Annotated in this window: 15 protein-coding genes, 2 pseudogenes and 1 other annotated feature; of the genes and pseudogenes, 7 read left to right on the forward strand and 10 right to left on the reverse strand. The window is 40.2% G+C overall.

From position 1 onward, the window contains the following. Positions 1-17: 17 nt before the first annotated feature. From AC4CUZ_RS16800 to AC4CUZ_RS16820, 5 genes are all read right to left on the reverse strand, one after another. Positions 18-2,303, reverse strand: coding sequence for a DUF6160 family protein (locus AC4CUZ_RS16800; RefSeq protein WP_005399929.1), 2,286 nt, complete (start codon positions 2,301-2,303; stop codon positions 18-20). A gap of 26 nt (positions 2,304-2,329) precedes the next feature. Continuing rightward, positions 2,330-3,013 carry a hypothetical protein gene (locus AC4CUZ_RS16805; RefSeq protein ID WP_005399930.1) on the reverse strand — a complete coding sequence of 228 codons (684 nt, stop codon included), beginning with the start codon at positions 3,011-3,013 and terminating at the stop codon, positions 2,330-2,332. A gap of 9 nt (positions 3,014-3,022) precedes the next feature. Continuing rightward, on the reverse strand, positions 3,023-4,465 hold the full coding sequence (locus AC4CUZ_RS16810) for a hypothetical protein (RefSeq protein WP_010326236.1): 1,443 nt from the start codon (positions 4,463-4,465) through the stop codon (positions 3,023-3,025). 237 nt (positions 4,466-4,702) lie between these two features. Further along, positions 4,703-5,272: a dCTP deaminase gene (dcd, locus tag AC4CUZ_RS16815; RefSeq protein ID WP_004694514.1), complete on the reverse strand. Its 570-nt coding sequence runs from the start codon at positions 5,270-5,272 to the stop codon at positions 4,703-4,705. Positions 5,273-5,386: 114 nt separating this feature from the next. Beyond that, positions 5,387-5,980, reverse strand: a complete 594-nt coding sequence (locus AC4CUZ_RS16820; RefSeq protein WP_005399932.1) for a LysE family translocator — start codon at positions 5,978-5,980, stop codon at positions 5,387-5,389. Between the two features lie 361 nt (positions 5,981-6,341). Here AC4CUZ_RS16820 and AC4CUZ_RS16825 point away from each other — a divergent pair. The 3 genes and pseudogenes from AC4CUZ_RS16825 to AC4CUZ_RS16835 form a co-directional block, all read left to right on the forward strand. Next, positions 6,342-6,974: pseudogene (locus AC4CUZ_RS16825) on the forward strand (TAXI family TRAP transporter solute-binding subunit); the annotation flags it as partial. A 61-nt stretch (positions 6,975-7,035) separates the two neighbouring features. Next, positions 7,036-7,737 carry an IS1 family transposase gene (locus tag AC4CUZ_RS16830; RefSeq protein ID WP_004282344.1) on the forward strand — a complete coding sequence of 234 codons (702 nt, stop codon included), beginning with the start codon at positions 7,036-7,038 and terminating at the stop codon, positions 7,735-7,737. Positions 7,738-7,765: 28 nt separating this feature from the next. Next, positions 7,766-9,094 (forward strand): annotated as a pseudogene (locus AC4CUZ_RS16835) (TRAP transporter permease); the annotation flags it as partial. 53 nt (positions 9,095-9,147) lie between these two features. On the opposite strand, the gene apbC reads toward AC4CUZ_RS16835, so the two are convergent. Then, positions 9,148-10,425 carry an iron-sulfur cluster carrier protein ApbC gene (apbC, locus tag AC4CUZ_RS16840; RefSeq protein ID WP_005399936.1) on the reverse strand — a complete coding sequence of 426 codons (1,278 nt, stop codon included), beginning with the start codon at positions 10,423-10,425 and terminating at the stop codon, positions 9,148-9,150. A 316-nt stretch (positions 10,426-10,741) separates the two neighbouring features. On the opposite strand from apbC, the gene AC4CUZ_RS16845 reads away from it, so the two are divergent. Then, positions 10,742-11,071, forward strand: coding sequence for a hypothetical protein (locus tag AC4CUZ_RS16845; RefSeq protein ID WP_039889769.1), 330 nt, complete (start codon positions 10,742-10,744; stop codon positions 11,069-11,071). A gap of 43 nt (positions 11,072-11,114) precedes the next feature. Here AC4CUZ_RS16845 and AC4CUZ_RS16850 read toward each other — a convergent pair whose 3' ends face one another. The 4 genes from AC4CUZ_RS16850 to AC4CUZ_RS16865 form a co-directional block, all read right to left on the reverse strand. Then, positions 11,115-11,579 carry a hypothetical protein gene (locus tag AC4CUZ_RS16850; protein ID WP_490747930.1) on the reverse strand — a complete coding sequence of 155 codons (465 nt, stop codon included), beginning with the start codon at positions 11,577-11,579 and terminating at the stop codon, positions 11,115-11,117. Between the two features lie 149 nt (positions 11,580-11,728). After that, positions 11,729-12,529, reverse strand: a complete 801-nt coding sequence (locus tag AC4CUZ_RS16855; protein ID WP_010326233.1) for a hypothetical protein — start codon at positions 12,527-12,529, stop codon at positions 11,729-11,731. 82 nt (positions 12,530-12,611) lie between these two features. Further along, a complete protein-coding gene (locus AC4CUZ_RS16860) occupies positions 12,612-13,325 on the reverse strand; it encodes a hypothetical protein (RefSeq protein ID WP_395488576.1) in 714 nt (237 codons plus the stop codon). 157 nt (positions 13,326-13,482) lie between these two features. After that, positions 13,483-13,866: a hypothetical protein gene (locus AC4CUZ_RS16865; RefSeq protein ID WP_490747931.1), complete on the reverse strand. Its 384-nt coding sequence runs from the start codon at positions 13,864-13,866 to the stop codon at positions 13,483-13,485. A gap of 172 nt (positions 13,867-14,038) precedes the next feature. On the opposite strand from AC4CUZ_RS16865, the gene metG reads away from it, so the two are divergent. The 3 genes from metG (at position 14,039) to AC4CUZ_RS16880 (ending at position 18,074) form a co-directional block, all read left to right on the forward strand. Continuing rightward, positions 14,039-16,096, forward strand: a complete 2,058-nt coding sequence (gene metG / locus AC4CUZ_RS16870; protein ID WP_005399940.1) for a methionine--tRNA ligase — start codon at positions 14,039-14,041, stop codon at positions 16,094-16,096. A 64-nt stretch (positions 16,097-16,160) separates the two neighbouring features. Further along, complete coding sequence (locus AC4CUZ_RS16875) at positions 16,161-16,880, forward strand: hypothetical protein (RefSeq protein ID WP_490747932.1); 720 nt, start codon at positions 16,161-16,163, stop codon at positions 16,878-16,880. Beyond that, positions 16,855-18,074, forward strand: a protein-coding gene (locus AC4CUZ_RS16880; RefSeq protein WP_490747340.1) for an IS3 family transposase whose coding sequence is annotated in 2 segments (ribosomal slippage) — positions 16,855-17,131 and positions 17,131-18,074 — 1,221 coding nt in all. Because the reading frame shifts where the segments join, the coding sequence is not laid out codon by codon here. Before AC4CUZ_RS16875 ends, AC4CUZ_RS16880 begins: the two co-directional genes overlap by 26 nt. Then, positions 17,130-17,246: a sequence feature (AL1L pseudoknot), on the forward strand. It overlaps the preceding gene by 117 nt. Positions 18,075-18,101 lie beyond the last annotated feature (27 nt).

Raw genomic sequence — 18,101 nt, forward strand, 5'->3', positions numbered from 1 at the left:
ATTCCTTGTCATCCTTTTTAGCGCGGCGTAATCCCTAATGTGCTACGCATAGCCCCACCCGTAATGGCAATATCTGCAACCTTCTGCATGGTACCTGTTGGAGACAATGCAACCTCCGTTCTAAAGGCAGTCCCTTGTCCCCCTGCTAATGCCTTATGGTTAAATTGCACTTGATTATCTATGACCACTGAGTCCTTTTGCATATGAATTTTTCCATTCAAACCCAAGTGACCTTGCATTTTGTTTAAGTTAAAACTTGAGGTTTTTGTTGCTGTTCCATTACTATCGGTATTACTTAAACTAATAAAACTGCCTTTTTTACTTTCATTACTCAGGTCTGTGCTACTCAGTGTATTAAACTCAAAATTGGATTTAAATGACAAATAATTGCTTTGTGGTGTCCCGCCTACGGCCTCAAGCCCTGGAATAATAAAGAGTTCGCCTTTACCATCTAACATAAAAGCAATTGATGCGAGAACATCATCTTTTTTGGCAAAGTTATTAATCGGCACGACTTCTTTGGCACAACTATTCACCCCTGCTGGGCAGTTATACAGTGCACCTGGAAGCTGCCCGATTGCAATTTCCGCATTGGCAGCAAACAATAAACTATCGGCTTTGATATAGATTTCATTTTCATTAAAACCAATCACACCATTGGCTTTAAAATATGAGTCAATATTACGTAAGCCTGTATAGTAGTTAACTTCTTCGCCATGCTTACTCATCGCACCATCAATGACGATAATCGACGTTGTTTTCGGGTTGCCTTGACTATCTTCACCATAACCATCGGTTGATACCGCGATATCATAGCCCAAGCCATCCTTCACCGTTCCAGCGGTATTGGTGTATTTCTTGGCAAAAAATGCAGCATTGGCATTCAGGTTATAAATCGGAATACCTAAGCCCCATGTCCCTTCGTTAGTATTGTTTACTGCAATCGAATTATCTGAAATAAAGCGGGCTTTGCGTGCAATGGCTTGAAAATCGAGCCCACGTACAGCAATAAAAGCCATATTTGAAGCATTGCCCGTTGGTGATGGGTTATAAATCAGCTCATAGTTTTGTGCACCCAATATCGTCTTAATTTGGTCATTGACCACAAAACCCATTGAGTTAGTGCGAATGTTATTGATATAAATCTGGCCAAAATCAATATAGGCATTTTGACTGTTTATTGCTGAATTGGGGTCAGTGGAAGTACGTACATTGAGCGGTGATAAATTTGAAAACTCGATGGCGTAACTGCCTGTACCAGTGTGTCCTAATTCAAACGTTGTTGGTGTGCTAGCACCAAGCAAACTATTCCCTGCACGGGTAAAGTCAGCCGATACATTTAAATGTAAGCCGCCAGCATTCTTAAAACCATAACCTGCAGATGCAACCACCTCATTTTCTTGAACATTACCGTTAACACGGTTGACCGTATTAAACTTAGCAACACCAGTCTGGTCAGCATTTAACGCGATCTTGCCATTGGTTAATGCACCCGATGCCCCTATCCGAATTAAGTTCCGGTGAGTCGAGTTTGCTGAGCCATAACGTAAATCAACGTTTAACCCCGGATTTGTGGCATTGCCTACACGGCTGTCATGTACATCTGTCTTATCTTCCACTCGACCTAAAACAACAATATTATCGCCAACACTACCCTTTGAGGTGAGAACTACACCTTCCGTTTCATCGATATAGAGGTATCCATCAGCAGATAAATTGAAATTGAAATCTTTTAAGGTTAAATCTTGATTATTTTGTCCATAGCTAATGCTCGCATTCTGCAATTTAAAATCTAAATGCACCTTTGAGTCGCGGTTAAACAGCCCATTCGTCGTTGCCAAATACACTTCAAAAGGTGAAATAGTTGAAAGCTTAAAACTTCCTAAATTTTGATCCGTTTCACCCGTTGCACAATTTGGTGAACACATCAGCATGATTTGGGCAGCCGTTGCGGTAAAAGGTGACACACTGGCAGAGAGCTGAATGCCAACCCCTTGCGTACCATTGGCTAATTGTGTTGTTCCCACATCAAAATCGAGTTTGGTTTTAATGTTGTTATAACCAGTCGCCGTTTTAACGTCAATATTATGTAAACCCAGTTTAATCGGTGTTTTTCCGACTTCCGCTGGATCGACCCAATTCAATTGTTTAATGTCAACTTTTGAAGCTTCATGGGTAATTGAAATACCATCTTGACCCGTTACATCACTTAAAATCTGATCATTCAAAGCTTGTAATGCATAACTTTGATTCGCTGCGCAGATACACAGTGTCAGAAGGTTTAGTTTTATTATTTTCTGCATCTCAATATCCTTTTGAAACTATGTGTCTAACAGCGGCTACCCGCAGTGCCCGAGCAGTTATAGCTAAAGATTTTTAGATTTCCATCCAGATGTAAGTTTCCGTGAACATTTAAGCCCATAAAGCCTTGTTCCTGACCTTTATCAAAAGTTGGTACAGTTTTACTCGTACCATAACTGTTATACGTTGAGGTATTGAAATATCCATTTTCACCACTTTCAACTGAAAGGCTAGCAAAACCCAAGTTACGAATTTTGAGGGGTTTATCATCGAAAAATTTTAACAGCATCGCAGTTTGTGGCTTACCTTCTTTATTCAGAATTGTGGTGCCTTCCAGCGAAAATTTATCAATTTGCATGGTGCCTTGAAACTGCTTAAACACCAGCCATTTTCGTTGCCCATTTTCCTTATGATTATTTGGGGAAATGGCGATACGACACAGTTCTAATAAAGCGCAATCTTGATTTGCGCGCATTTGATAATAGGCTTCAGTGACAATAGCTCGCCCATTTGCATCTACACCATTGGTCCTAGAGATCGTATTTAAACTCATATCATTGGCATATTGGTGGTTGATCGATAGGGTTAAGCTCAGATCTGCGCCGCCCTGCCCAGTCACACCGACTAGTTCCTTATTATCCAAATCTACCAAACCCGCTTGAGACAACATGGATACAGACATCAATATGGTTACACATAATTTTTTCATCATGTCAGTATCCTATAACCCTGTGGTCTTAATTTTTAAGTGTTGGATCAATACACCATCTATAGCAACTGACCCTAAATTTACAGGAACTGCTGTTCCAATCCCGCGGAATACCACACCAGTTGACTGTGTTGCCGTATTGGCTTTAAGCGTATTGGTGGTCGGATCTCGTGTCACGCTACCAATCGAAATACTGCTATGTGTTGCGTTATTTCCTTGGTATTGAATCGCAGTACTCCCTGCCCCCGTTTGAACAAAATTCGAACCACAATAGGCCACATTACAGGTTGATCCTTTATAGTCAGCATTGTTTCCACCCTGTACATCTGGGTAGTAGTTATAAATCTGCTTATAAATCTCAGGCACATTCGGAATACGCGTGACTTCGAGAATAATATTGCGTCCTTCCGAACCTACAACAAAAGGCTGATAAATATTACCCAAGACCAAGTTAATATTTGGGCTGTATAAATAAAGTCCCTCACTCGCATCAAAAATTGGAGCCAATGAACGATCTAATGCGGGTGTGACTGCCGTACCGTCGTTGGTCGCAGCTGTGCTCAGTCGAAGGACTTTAGCATTCAATAGCGCTTTATTTGCGTCGTTGTTGGCATAGACCAATCCAGATGGATCATCATTGGTATTGATCCGAAGTAAGGCTGCCATCCCAAAGGTTTTATTTTGCTGGTCTAAGGTAGATGCTTGAGTTTGAAACATACGAACCTGTGAACCATTTAAACTCAATCCGTTGGCAACCGCTTGTAAACGTATTCTTTGATTTAAACTTAAATCAGGATCCGCAGCCGCATTGGTTGTTGTCGGTGCACCAGTGATAGGGTCCACTTTATTTTGGGAATTCCAACTTCGTGAAAAAGCATCCCACCATAAACCTAATTTAATATTATTATCTGCGTCACTGGCTAGAACGGTCGCTAAAGGGGCTTCCAGCCCTAGAAAACTCACATCTGAACTTGCATTCGCTTGATGAAACTGTTTAATCCCCGTGGCTGTGCCAGCGCGAAATAACCAAGGGTTAACATCGCTTCCCCATGTAAAGCCCTGATTGCTGAAACGACTATTGGCATTATTATCAGACCGTGAAAGTGCTAAACCATAAATAAAGATGTCCGCTTTGGTTCGTTTCGTGGTCAGATCATCGGCATTGGTATATTTGGAGTAGTTCTCACCCACAGGAATAATACGAATAAAGCCCGTGTCGTATTGTTGTGGATTGGCCACGCCACGGTTATAACTAGAAGCCGTGGAGAGATCATTAGCCCCTTGAAACACCATCTTGAAGTTTTCAGGAAGTAACGCAATGCCTTCACCTGTAGTATCCGCTAGATATTCATCGGAAAGTGACTCAAGGGCAAATGTAGGCTGCGCAAGCATGAGTCCGACAAGACTAGCTAAACAGGATTTTTTCAATCCTGCGGGATATATACGATTCGTCATCTCGACCATCCTTATTATTCGATGCTCCGCATCTTTATGTACTACATCCTTTGCTTGGCATTTTACTCTGCGCACTATAATTTTTATTTGCGTCAACCAAAGCACTCTAATTCACAATTGATTATGCTGAAACTCAGCACAAATGCAAAACCAACTGTCCGATAATATTTATTTTCCGATGAATGAATTGCCATAAAAAAAGCGGATCAATGATCCGCTTTTTTTAATATCAAAAACTTAGGTCTTCGGTAAAGTCACACCTGTTTGACCTTGGTACTTACCACCACGGTCTTTATACGATGTTTCACACACTTCGTCAGATTCGAAGAACAACATTTGTGCAACACCCTCACCTGCATAAATACGTGCAGGAAGATTGGTTGTGTTCGAGAACTCTAAAGTAACATGACCTTCCCACTCAGGCTCAAGTGGTGTGACGTTTACGATAATACCGCAACGTGCATAGGTCGATTTACCCAAACACACAGTCAACACATTACGTGGAATACGGAAATACTCAACGGTACGTGCTAAAGCAAATGAGTTCGGCGGAATAATACAAACATCAGCTTCAATATCGATAAAACTTTTATCATCAAAGTTTTTTGGATCTACAATTGCCGAGTGAACATTGGTAAAAACTTTAAACTCACGCGCGCAACGAACATCATAACCATAGCTCGACACACCATAAGAAATGAGTTTTTGACCATTTTCATCTAAACGAACTTGGTTTTCTGCATACGGTTCGATCATGCCGTGTTTTTCGCTCATTTCGCGAATCCAACGATCGGACTTAATAGCCATTTATTCTTTCCAAAAAAGCTTAATTTCAATAATTGCGTTGTACTTTAACTGAAATCGCTTTCAATGAAAATAAGCGCGTTTAAGTTCTCAAAATTTCTGTCTTTAATTACTAAATTAAAAACTTAAAATCGCAGAATAGCTCAGTGGAATCGAAAAACTCATCAAAACCAGCGACGCTGTTTTTTGCAGGTTGGATTGGTTCAGCCAACGAATTTTATTGCTCGCTAAAATTGACCCAATAAAAGTCCAAAAGAAAGCTATCGGAACAATCAACACCAAAAACAGCGACATATGTGACAAGTAATAATCCAGTTTTGTCCACGCAATAGTCGGGATAATGGCAGAAGCAAATAACAATGCTTTAGGGTTCAATAATGTTGCCAAAAACAGTTCACGCGCCCGAATAGTCGGTTGATTAAAACTCACCTCGACATCGGCTGTACGCCATAATTTGATGGCCAAATAAATGATATAGCTTGCGCTGAACAGTTTTAAAATAGTCGGTAATAACGGCAAATGTACGGACACTTTTCCAATGAGGAAGCCCCATGCCGTGATTGAAATGAGATAACCAAAAGCTTCTGCAGGAATGAGACGCAATGATTTACGAATACCGACTTGAATGCCCGAAGAGGCAAGTAAGGTATTGGTCGGTCCTGGAGTTAAAAGAATGGTTATCACTAAACCAATAAAAAACCAAGTGACCATATTCACAGACCCACATATATATAACTATAAGCGTAATGACTTGCCATGCTGAAAGCAATCAAATTTAGTGAACCGTGATAACAGTTTTTTTAATTTTCATTCAATACTTAACATAAATAACGTATAAGACCCTTACCCAATCTAGCATTCATAAAAATGACGCCACATGCTTTATTCTTTTTTCAAATCAATGATTTTATAAATCAAATAGACATGCCTAATGAAAAAAAACTATTCAAATGATTTTTAATCAGTTACTTTTTAAAACATGCGTATTTTTATTCATCAATCTGATCACGCTAAGTCAAGGATAAAAGAGCCAAGTGAATGGCTTTGAAGATAATAAAACGAGGAAAAGTATATGAAAAAATGGACTCAACTCACGCTACTTTCAATTGCACTTGCGGGTCTAGGAGCATGCTCAAGTGACAATAAAACCACGACTTCAGGCGATGCTCAAACTGAAACCAGTGCACAAGCATCCAACAAACTCCAAAGTAAATTTGTCAACATAGCGACAGGTGGTGCATCTGGCCCATACAACGTGATTGGCACCAGTTTGGCTGAAATTTATAATAAAACCTACGGTGTAAATTCAAAAACCCAAACCACAGGCGCATCGGTAGAAAATCTTAACTTACTCAAACAGAAAAAAGTTGAAATGGCTTTTGTCATGAGTGACAGCTTAACCGAAGCACTAAATGGCACTGGCAGTTTTGCCAGTGGGAAAATTGATAATGTCCAACAAATTGCGGCACTCTATCCCAACTATGTGCAAATTGTGGCCTCAAAAAAATCAGGCATTAAAAAGCTTGAAGACTTAAAAGGTAAGCGTATTGCTGTCGGTGCCCAAAACTCAGGGGTTGAAGTTAATGCGCGCACCCTCTTAAATGGTTTTGGTATTACTTATAATGACGTGAAGGTCGATTATCTAGGCTATGCAGAAGCCGCGGATGCTTTAAAGGGTGGAAAAATTGACGCTGCATTCTTAACCAGGGTGGTGTATCAAAAAGTATGCTAAAAAAAAGCAGGTTGAATTTTGATAAAATAGAGAAATGCAAATAACTCTAGAAATCAAATGTCCAACCTGCCTCAGTGACAGTATAAAGAAAAATGGCATCAAAGTAGATGGGAAACAAAACTACCAATGCAAAGACTGCAAACGTCAGTTTATTGGTGACCATGCTCTGAGCTATCTAGGATGTAATTCTGGCATTACTCGTAAAATATTACAGTTAATGGTCAGAGGCAGCGGTATACGAGATATCGCTGAAGTTGAGCGCATTAGTATCGGTAAAGTCTTACGGACTTTAACTGAATCGGCCTATCAAATTCAGCCTAAACAAAGTCATTATGAATCTCTCGAAGTAGATGAATTCTGGACTTTTGTTGGAAATAAAAATAATAAACAATGGCTTATTTACGCCTACCATCGAGAAACAGGTGAGATTGTTGCTTATGTTTGGGGTAAGAGAGATTTAGCTACAGTCCAAAGGTTGAAGACAAAGCTTAAACAATTAGGTATTCACTACACCCGAATTGCAAGTGATCATTGGGACAGTTTCATCACTGCTTTTAAAAACTGCAAGCAAAGTATTGGTAAGTTTTTTACTGTAGGAATTGAAGGTAATAATTGCAAAATAAGGCATCGAATAAGGCGTGGTTTTAGAAGAAGTTGCAATTTCTCCAAAAAGCTTGAAAACCATTTTAAAGCCTTCGACTTAACCTTCTTTTACATCAATAATGGCTTCATTTAATGTCAGCATACTTTTTAAAACACCACCGTTTAATGATCTTGCGATGGCACTTGCGGGACATAAACAAGGTGGTCCTGCAAAAGTTGCCGTCATTTCCAGTGGATTTATGGGCAGTATTAATGGCACAGCGGTGGCCAATGTCGTAGGGACCGGTTCATTCACCATTCCCCTGATGAAAAAAATTGGCTACCACAAAAATTTTGCAGGTGCTGTTGAAGCCAGTGCCTCTGTAGGTGGACAAATTTTACCCCCGGTGATGGGAGCCAGTGCCTTCATTATGGCTGAAACCACGAGTGTCAGTTATGGCACCATTGCCCTTGCAGCCACCCTTCCAGCTTTACTCTACTATTTAGGTGTGATGGCGCAGGTTCATTTCCGTGCTGGTAAAGACAATTTAAAAGGTGTCCCGAAAGCGGATTTGCCACGGGTTAAAGATGTCCTAAAGGAACGAGGACACTTGCTTATTCCGATCGTGGCTTTGGTGTTTTTCCTCTTTCAATCCATCCCTGTCAGTTATGCCGCGGTCTACACCATTGTCTTAACTGTGATTGTGGCGAGTTTCCGCAAATCGACCCGTATGGGCTTCAAAGAAATATTAGAAGCGCTCGCCGATGGTGCAAAACAATCCCTTTCGGTCATGGCAGCCTGTGCTGTGGTGGGGATTATTATTGGTGTGGTGAGCCTGACCAGCTTTGGCTCTGTCATGACCTCCTCGATTATGAGCATCGGTGCAGGCAGCCTATTTTTAACGCTGTTCTTTACCATGATTGCATCGATGATTTTAGGTATGGGACTTCCTTCGATTCCAGCCTATATCATTACCGCGACTATGGCTGCACCCGCTTTGGCAAACTTTGATATTCCCACGCTAGTGGCGCATATGTTTGTGTTCTACTTTGGTCTGTTTGCCAATATTACCCCCCCTGTCGCCTTAGCCGCCTTTGCAGGTGCGGGAATCGCAGGGGGCGACCCAATGCGCACGGGCTTCCAAGCCTTGAAGCTTTCTTTAGCGGGTTTCATTGTCCCGTTCCTGTTCGTCTATAACCCTGCCATGCTGATGATTGATACGGCCAATGTCGCAGTCAATGCACGTGAGTTTGCTTTTCCTGCCTGGACAACTATTGTGAGTATTGTCTTTACCTCAGTGGTTGGGATTTTGGCACTGGGGGCAGCAGTTGAAGGTTACTTTAAAGTTGGTTTGAACTGGTTCTGGCGAATTTTCTTAGGTGCAGGTGCTTTATGTATGATTATCCCTGAAACTGTGACTGATATTATCGGGATTGTGATGGTGGTGATCGCCATCAGCATTAATATTATGCAAGCCAAAAAACAAAATCAGTCCTATTCACTCTCCTAAAAAAGAAACAAAAAAAAGCCCAACTTAATGTGTTGGGCTTTTTTATGGCTCATTTAGAAAATACGAGTCTGATCTTTTTCAGCCTGAGGCAGTGCGGCTGCAATTTTTTCAGCAATCTGCATATAGCTGTCTGCTGCACTGTCTTCCACTAAAACAGAAGGCTTACCCGCATCCGCATTTTCACGGATTTGTACATTTAAAGGCAGACGTCCTAAAAGTGGAATAGCGTATTGCTCAGACAGTTTATCACCACCGCCCGTACCAAAAATTTGCTCTTCAAATCCACAATTTGAGCAAATATGGGTCGACATATTTTCCACAACACCCATGACTGGAATGTGTACGCGGTTAAATAGCTCAATGCCTTTGGTCGCATCCATAAGCGCCACATTCTGTGGCGTGGTTACAATCACTGCACCTGTCACAGGAATACGCTGCGCAAGCGTCAACTGAATATCACCTGTACCCGGTGGCATATCAATCATCAAGACATCTAAATCAGGCCATAAGGTTTGATTGAACAGTTGCATCAACGCACCTGTCGCTTTCGGCCCACGCCAAGCCACGGGAGTATTATGATCACCTGTTAAATGCCCAATCGATAACACTGCCAAACCATAGGCATCTAAGGGTACAAAATTTTCCGCTTCAATCATCGGCGTTTTGCCCGCATTGCCCAACATAGTCGGAATACTTGGACCATAAATGTCCGCATCTAAGACCCCAACTTTTAAGCCGAGCTTTTGCAAAGCAAGTGCAAGGTTTACCGTGGTGGTGGATTTGCCCACGCCGCCCTTGCCCGAGGACACCAAAATCACATTTTGAATACGCGGATGCTTCGGCACATCACGTTGTTGTGGTGCTGCTTTTTGAATGGGTGGATTGTTTGGATCAGTTTCAACGGGTTGTGCAGCAGCTTGGGCTGCTGAGCCTGAAGCATCAATCACTGGGGGTAAATTGCTTTTCGGTGCAGCCTCTTTTGCTTGGCTTGAACAGCTCTCACCTTCAGCATGCTGATGTCCACAGCCACCTGACTTTTCTTTATGTCCCGTTTTTTGTTGAATCACATGCATGTTTAATTCTTTGATACCGCATGCTTCAAGCGCAACCGCCAAATCATCATGAATCTGTTGTAAATCATCTGCTTCGGCAGGAAAAGTATTGATGGTAATTTGCAGAATATTGCCCTGCACATTCACTTGAGTAATGCGGTCTTTCAACGCATGGTTTGAATTGGGCAAGATATAGTTTTGCAGTACTGTTTGGATTTCTTCTTCCTTTACCTCCTGCGCAGGAGAAAAAACTGATTTAAGAGAAGAAAGCCACGACATATATGTACTCCAAATTCGAGTATTCAGCTGAATGCTATAGTTTAACCACAAAACGAACTTAGGTTAAGTTCAGTATTTATGGATTATGCCATGAAATTTAGTATTCCTAGCTTTTTAGTTGGTTTTATACGCTGAATATCAAAGGGCGAAGCTTAGTCGCTTAAGCTAACTGAAAAAATAAAATCGGTGAATTGGATCAAATTTGAACGTAAAGAATTGTAAGTACAATCCAATCTCCCCATTTAAGGTGATGTTATTGCATAGCAAAATATCTATATTCTGTTGTTCTATCTTTACGCGATTTGGGGAGAAAATAATGAAACTTTGGGCCGTGGTTGTTTTGGCTTGCACCATATCTATCTTTAGTTTTGCAGGTACATCAACCAATTCATTTAAAACCCCTGCGGGTCAAACGGTAACTATCGGTGATCAAGTTCAAGACATGCAGAAAAAAATCGATTTATCGCCGATTTCTATGTCCTCTACCCCAATCAACAGTGCACCGAATAGCCCACTTGAGACGGTATATGTATATGAAATTGCAAACTATCGTTACACCATCCGCACCGTGAACAATCAAATTCAGAGCATCATGTGGTTTAACTTGGACGCAGACCCTGCACTCAGTACACAGTCTACGCCATAGTATTAGCGAACATTTAAGGCCGACATTCGCCGTTTCAGACGGATTAAGCTTGGTCGTCTTTTTTAAACTTTTGCAGTGTTTCTGTGGCTTTCTTTTTCAACTCGTCAAACTTTTCAGTGGCTTGCACCTTAAATTCTTCCAGTCTAATTTCGGCCTCATGCTTTAACTCAGTGGCTTTAAGTTTCGCCTCATCCAGTTTATGCCCTGCTTCAACTTTAAAGTGATCCAATTTCTCCTGTGCAACTTGTTTCGCATGCTCGGCTTTGGCTTGTGCAGACTCCAACTTTTGCTCAAAAGCTGCATCGCCTTCGGCTTTACTTTCTGCTGCGTTCTGCTTTAAGTCAGTCAGCTGCTTTTCAGCATCTAGCTTGGCTTCAGTGGCCTGATGTTTGACATCTTCCAGTACTTTCTCGCCTTCGAGTTTTGCCGCTTGAGCTTTCAACTTCAAATCTTCACCCAACTCAGTCGCTTTGGTTTTTAAATCATCGAGTTTATTGTCATTCGTCATGTCACAGCCCTCTTTCGTATTTAAAATTTTGGTTAACTCAGAGTTATACCTTGCTTTTTAAGTGCTGACGTCATTTGCATCATTTGGAAACAATAGCTGTACAGGATGCAGCAATTTAAACACCATCCTGTACCACTCAACGGAAGAGACTAACGCTTTACGGTACTGAGAAAGCTAATAACTGCAAACAGCCAAATAAACAAAATGAAACTGCGGGCTTGAGTGAAATGGGTCACGTCTGCGCCATGTACCATATTATGACGGCTGGCCGTGACACTAGAACTCGCATCCATTTTCAATGCTTCAAGGCTCAGAAAATACGGATTGATTTCACTGGCAATTTTAACTTTATGCCATAGGCTTTTGACTTCATGGCCTTTCAAACCCGGTACAATTTTATACACATCGACGAACTTGGTTTGATTTTGCTTTAAATACCCATGTTCAATCAGCGCATCCGTCAAAATTCCTTCAATTTGACCATAAAGAACCGTAATACAACCTGCATAACACTGCTGTTGATACAGTTTTAAGATTTCTTCAATCACGCTGCGGCGCTGAGCTTGGAATGCACCCAAATCCATCGCGTCGTAAGCGTCAAGCAAAGTCGCTTGGAAATAGTCCGTTTGGATTAAATTGGGCAACTGAAACTTAGTCATATCAGCTTCTTTTTCATTGGCCATTTGCCAGAAAAACAACAGATTGAGCACGTCATTGGCCATTGGTTCATCACTTTCATACTCAAGTTGATCCGCCATTACCGCAAAGTACGAATCTTCAGACTCGAGCTGACGGAGCGACTCGACCAATTGTGCATGTGGTCGACTACCCATTGAAGCAAGATATTGTTCAGCTTGTTGTAAAAGACGATTGCCCAATAGTTTGGTCGCTTGTGGATTTTGCGGAATTCGGGTCACGGGTTGGTCGAAATCAAAATCATCATCGATCATGGACGGCATACTCTTAAAAACGGGCTGAATCTAAGTATTATCGCTGTTATTGCAAAATGGATATATAACCATTTCTAATTTTCTATCTTTCTTTTTCCATTTGAGAGATTCTCTGAATAACGTCAGAACCTAATGATCTTGTGTTTTTTTCATTCCCTTTCAGGTTATTTAAATCAACATTAATTCTAATAGCAATTTCTCTTAATATAGGTTTTGCAACAGATTGCAGCACTTGATTTTTGCTTATGTTAATACTTAAGTTTGATAATTGCTGAATCTGATACTCTCCAAAAATCACTTCTTTAATTACTGAAACATTGTCACTAACGATCTCTATCTCATAACCCAACTCATCAGCTCGGTCTAAAATCGCCTGAATATTTCCTGCACCCCATTGATTTGAAATAACAAATTTTCCATCAGTCAAATCTAAAACCTCATCGACTTCAGAAAAATATCTATTCTTATCATTTGTCTGAATCACTTCATCATAACGCTTGTACATTTTTCTCCCCTTTCTTAATTCTTGAGGAAAATCAAACAATAAATCTTCAAGAGATAAAATATTATTATTTTTAATATGTGTTTTAATTAGTTCTAGTACCAGTTTTCTTTTATTTAACTCTAATCCGTTAAATAAGTATTTAGAATAATCCTTACTATTTAGATTTTTCTGTATTTCTCTTCTTTCTTCAGCTTTCTTTTGAGCTCGTATTTGATAATCTTTTGCCTCAGGCAAAGGTAACACTTGCTGGATATCAATCAAAATTTGATCTTGATATTTGTATGGTTTCATTCGAACACAAGTAATATCCAAGTCCCTCTCATTCAACCATATTACGGATGTAGTCAGTTCTTTAGAAAACTCAGCAGAAACTAGAATGATTCGAACATCATTACCAAAATTTGTTTCATTAATCGCATCTAATTCAATAAAATCCTCAATAGTTTCTCTAGCATTTTCTTTTGTAAAGCCTTCCTCTCCATTTTTTGTTTCTATAGTCTACCAATACATCCAATGCATGCTCAAAAGTCATGGTAGAAATCATAGAAGCGTAACGAAGGGCCTGTAACTCCATATGATCACCTGTATCGGTGCGTTTTAACTCTATGATCACTAAATTTGCTTGTTTATCAATTGCTAATAAATCAATACGTTTACGTGAAGCATCCCATTCTGCATATTCCTCCGTTAAAACTAAGCAATCCGCTGCAATCACGCTAATATTCTGCTTTAAAGCTTGCTGTAAATGCTGACGCTCTAAAATAGATTCATTGATAAACGTTGTTCCTTGTATGGCATTTAATTGACCATTCTCCAATAAGAATATGCTCATATTTACCTTATGCTATTAAATTAAATAAATAAAATTGCAGTTAGACTAACATGTAGAAGTTAAATCATCTCTTGTTTTTATTCTACTTTTTAGGAAGCATCGCTTTGTATTACCTCATTCATCAGGTAAAATCGTTGACCTTATATAAAATACGAATGAGAGAGTCATATCCGTGCGTAATATTTTAGTCACTAACGCCCTACCATACGCCAATGGCCCCATCCATATGGGACACTTACTCGGTTATATCCAAGCAGATATTTGGGTTCGTGCCATGCGTGCAATGGGACACGATGTGACTTATGTATGTGCGGATGATGCTCACGGTACAGCCATCATGCTACGTGCCGAAGCCAATGGTATTTCACCTGAAGATCAAATTGCCAATGTGCAAAAGGAACACATCCGTGATTTTGACGGTTTCGGTGTGCATTTCGATCATTATGATTCAACCCATAGTGATGAAAACCGCTCTCGTGCTTCTGAAATTTATGTGAAAAACCGTGAAGCAGGCAATATTGCCATCCGTCCTGTCAACCAGCTTTTTGACCCTGAAAAAGGCATGTTCTTATCGGATCGTTTCATTAAAGGCACGTGCCCGAAATGTAAGTCGGAAGATCAATACGGCGATGCGTGTGAAGTCTGCGGTACAACATACAATGCGACTGAGCTTTTAAACCCGAAATCGACTTTAAGTGGTGCGACGCCTGTAGAGAAATCTTCAGATCATTACTTCTTTAAACTACCGAATTTCTCAGAATATTTACAAAAATGGACGCGTGACCAAGGTCGCTTACCTGTTTCAATTGCCAACAAACTGGATGAATGGTTTGAAGCGGGTTTATCGGATTGGGATATTTCACGTGATGCACCATATTTCGGTTTTGAAATTCCAGATGCACCGAATAAATATTTCTATGTTTGGGTCGATGCGCCGATTGGTTATATGTCGAGTTTTGAAAACTACATCAAAGCTAAACGTCCTGATTTAAGTTTTGACGACTTTTGGAAGAAAGACTCTGACAAAGAAGTCTATCACTTCATTGGTAAAGACATCGTTTACTTCCACGCGCTGTTCTGGCCTGCAATGCTTGAAGGTGCAAACTACCGTACGCCATCCGGTTTATTCGTCAATGGTTTCTTGACGGTGAACGGTCAGAAGATGTCGAAGTCTCGCGGCACATTCATCAAAGCTGAAACCTATTTAGAACACTTGAACCCTGAGTACTTACGTTACTACTTCGCGTCTAAACTTTCGGACAAAGTTGAAGACTCTGATTTAAACTTGGATGATTTCGTTCAGAAAGTAAACTCTGATTTAGTTGGTAAAGTGGTGAATATTGCCAGCCGTTGTGCAAAATTCATCAACACCAAGTTTGATAATAAGTTAAGTGCAACTTGTGCAGAGCCTGAATTGGTACAAAGCTTTATTGATGCGGGCGACTCAATTGCTAAAGCCTATGAAGCACGTGAGTTCTCTGCTGCGATTCGTGAAATCATGGCACTTGCAGATAAAGCCAACCAATATATTGATGAGAAAAAACCTTGGGCTTTAGCGAAAGTTGAAGGCGAAGAGCAACAAGTACACAATGTTTGTTCGGTAGGAATTAACCTATTCCGTCAATTGGCTGTGTACCTTGCACCTGTACTTCCGACTTTAGCAGCTCAAGTGCAAGCGTTCTTAAAACTAGACCGCTTTGACTTTGCTTCTGCTCAAACGGCATTGGTCGATCATGAAATTGCATTGTTCCAACCTTTAATGCAACGTGTAGACCCGAAAGCAGTTGCGGCAATGGTCGATGCATCTAAAGACTCTTTAGCTGCTGCAGCTGAACCTGTAAAAGTTGAGAAGAAAAAAGAGAAGAAAGCCTCGACTAAGCCTGAGCCAAAAGTTGGCGAGGCAGAAGTGATTGGCATTGAAGACTTTATGAAAGTTGACCTACGTGTCGCTGAAGTTTTAGAAGCTGCAACGGTAGTAGGCTCTGACAAACTTCTACAACTGACTTTAAATGTTGGTGAAGCTGAACCGCGCAATGTATTCAGTGGTATTCGTGAGTTTTACCAACCAGAAGACCTTAAAGGCAAATTGGTGGTGATGGTGGCGAACCTTGCACCACGTAAAATGCGTTTTGGTATTTCTAACGGTATGGTTTTAGCTGCGGGCAATGGCGAAGGTGTTTGGGTGATTTCACCTGAATCTGGTGCTAAAGCTGGTGATAAAGTGTCTTAAGGTTTAGACACCCATAAAAAGCCCTGCTATATTTTAGTGGGGCTTTTTTATGTAAGTTAATAAAATGAGATTAGAATTAAAGAAAATCAACGAAGCTATAAATGCTATTTCTTATTCTATTGATACTGAACAATATGAAGAAGCTTTGTTAGGTTCTGAGATAATGTTGAATGAACTCGAAAAATATGAAAAATCAGAATCAGTATTACGTCTATTCTTTAATTTAGCTGGACAATTTATAGATGCAGGCACATCGTTAAGAAATAAAAGTGCCGTGTCTAAAGGAATCCAAATTTTAGAGACTTACTCAGAGCATTATGAAAATCAATCTAATATTAACTATTATTATAATTTAGCAAATGGAAAATTAGCATTAGCTAATGATTGTGGTTATTCAGAAGATGACGTGAATTTCAAAAATATAGAATTATTTAATGATGTAAAGAACTTATATTGGAAGGCTTATAAATTAATAAAAAAAGAAGATAATTACGATTTATATCAACAAAATATAATTAATCTTGCAAATGTTCTCAAACAACAATTTCGATTTTCGGAAGCTTTAAAACTCTATGATTTAGTAATAAAAGAAAATACGCCCTATCCACAAGCATGGCTTAATCGAACATCTTGTTTAAAGCAATTTGATCAACTATTAGATCATCGCACCGCAAAAATGATTATGGAAATAATTAAAGGGTATAAATTTGAACCGTACCAGGTTTGTCGGAGAGTCAATATTCTGAGAGACTACCCCGATGACAAAATTAAAATATACCCCTGAAATCAGAGAAAGAGCGGTTCAATTATTGATTGAATCTGAAAAAGATTATCCTTCTACTTGGGCTGCAATCACAGCAATTGCGCCTAAGATTGGTTGTACTCCTGAAACACTTCGTGCCTGGCATCAAAAGCATTTAGATCAGCAAAATCCTATTAAAGTACAACAGATATCTGATCAAGAAAAAATGAAGCAAATGGAACGTGAAATTAAAGAATTAAAGCGTGCCAATGAAATTCTACGTAAAGCAGCCGCTTTTTTCGCCCAGGCGGAGCTCGACCGCCCACACAAATAATGGTGGATTTCATCCATAACAATAAAGACTTATATGGTGTTGATGCGATTTGTAGGATTTTACCGATCGCAGCTTCAACCTATTACCGGACTTTAGATCTCTGTGAAAATCCAGAACATCGAGCGAAACGAGATCTACATGATGAGCATCATGCTGAGCAAATCAAACGAATTTGGAAAGAAAGTTCAGGTCGATATGGTGTGCGTAAGGTCTGGCAACAATTGAAACGTGAAGGTTATGTTATTGCACGTTGTACAGTTGCTCGATTGATGCAGAAGCTAGGTATACAAGGTGTTTGGCGTGGTAAGAATAAACAAACCACCCGTAGCCGAGATGATCAAAAAAGAGCAGATGATTTAGTGAAACGTAATTTTAGTGCTGATCATCCAGATCAGCTGTGGGTTGCTGACTTTACGTATATTCAAACTCATTCAGGCTGGGTCTATACCGCCTTTATTATTGATGTGTTTTCACGAGCAATTGTTGGATGGAAAGTATCTACACGAATGAATACAGATATGGTGCTCGATGCATTGGAGCAAGCATTGCACGATCGAGGCATGCCAAAGAATGTGATTCATCATTCCGACAGGGGTGTGCAATATCTTTCCATTCGCTATACCAATCGTTTAGAAGCAGCAAATTTACGAGCATCAGTCGGTACGACTGGTGATTCATACGATAATGCTCTGGCTGAAACGGTGAATGGCTTATACAAAACAGAGGTGATTGAATATTTAAAAGCAGATTGGCAAGGTTTAGCAGATGTACAACTTGCGACACTAAACTGGGTAGATTGGTTCAATAAAAAGCGTGTACACAGTGCACTGGGTTATGTATCGCCTTTTGAGTTTGAAGCAATGTACTATGATAAGATTAACCCGTTAGGTCAGGTGGCCTAACTTAAATAAAAAAGCCTCCGACAAACC

The sequence above is a fragment of the Acinetobacter sp. 789_lipA genome (genome assembly GCF_058242845.1).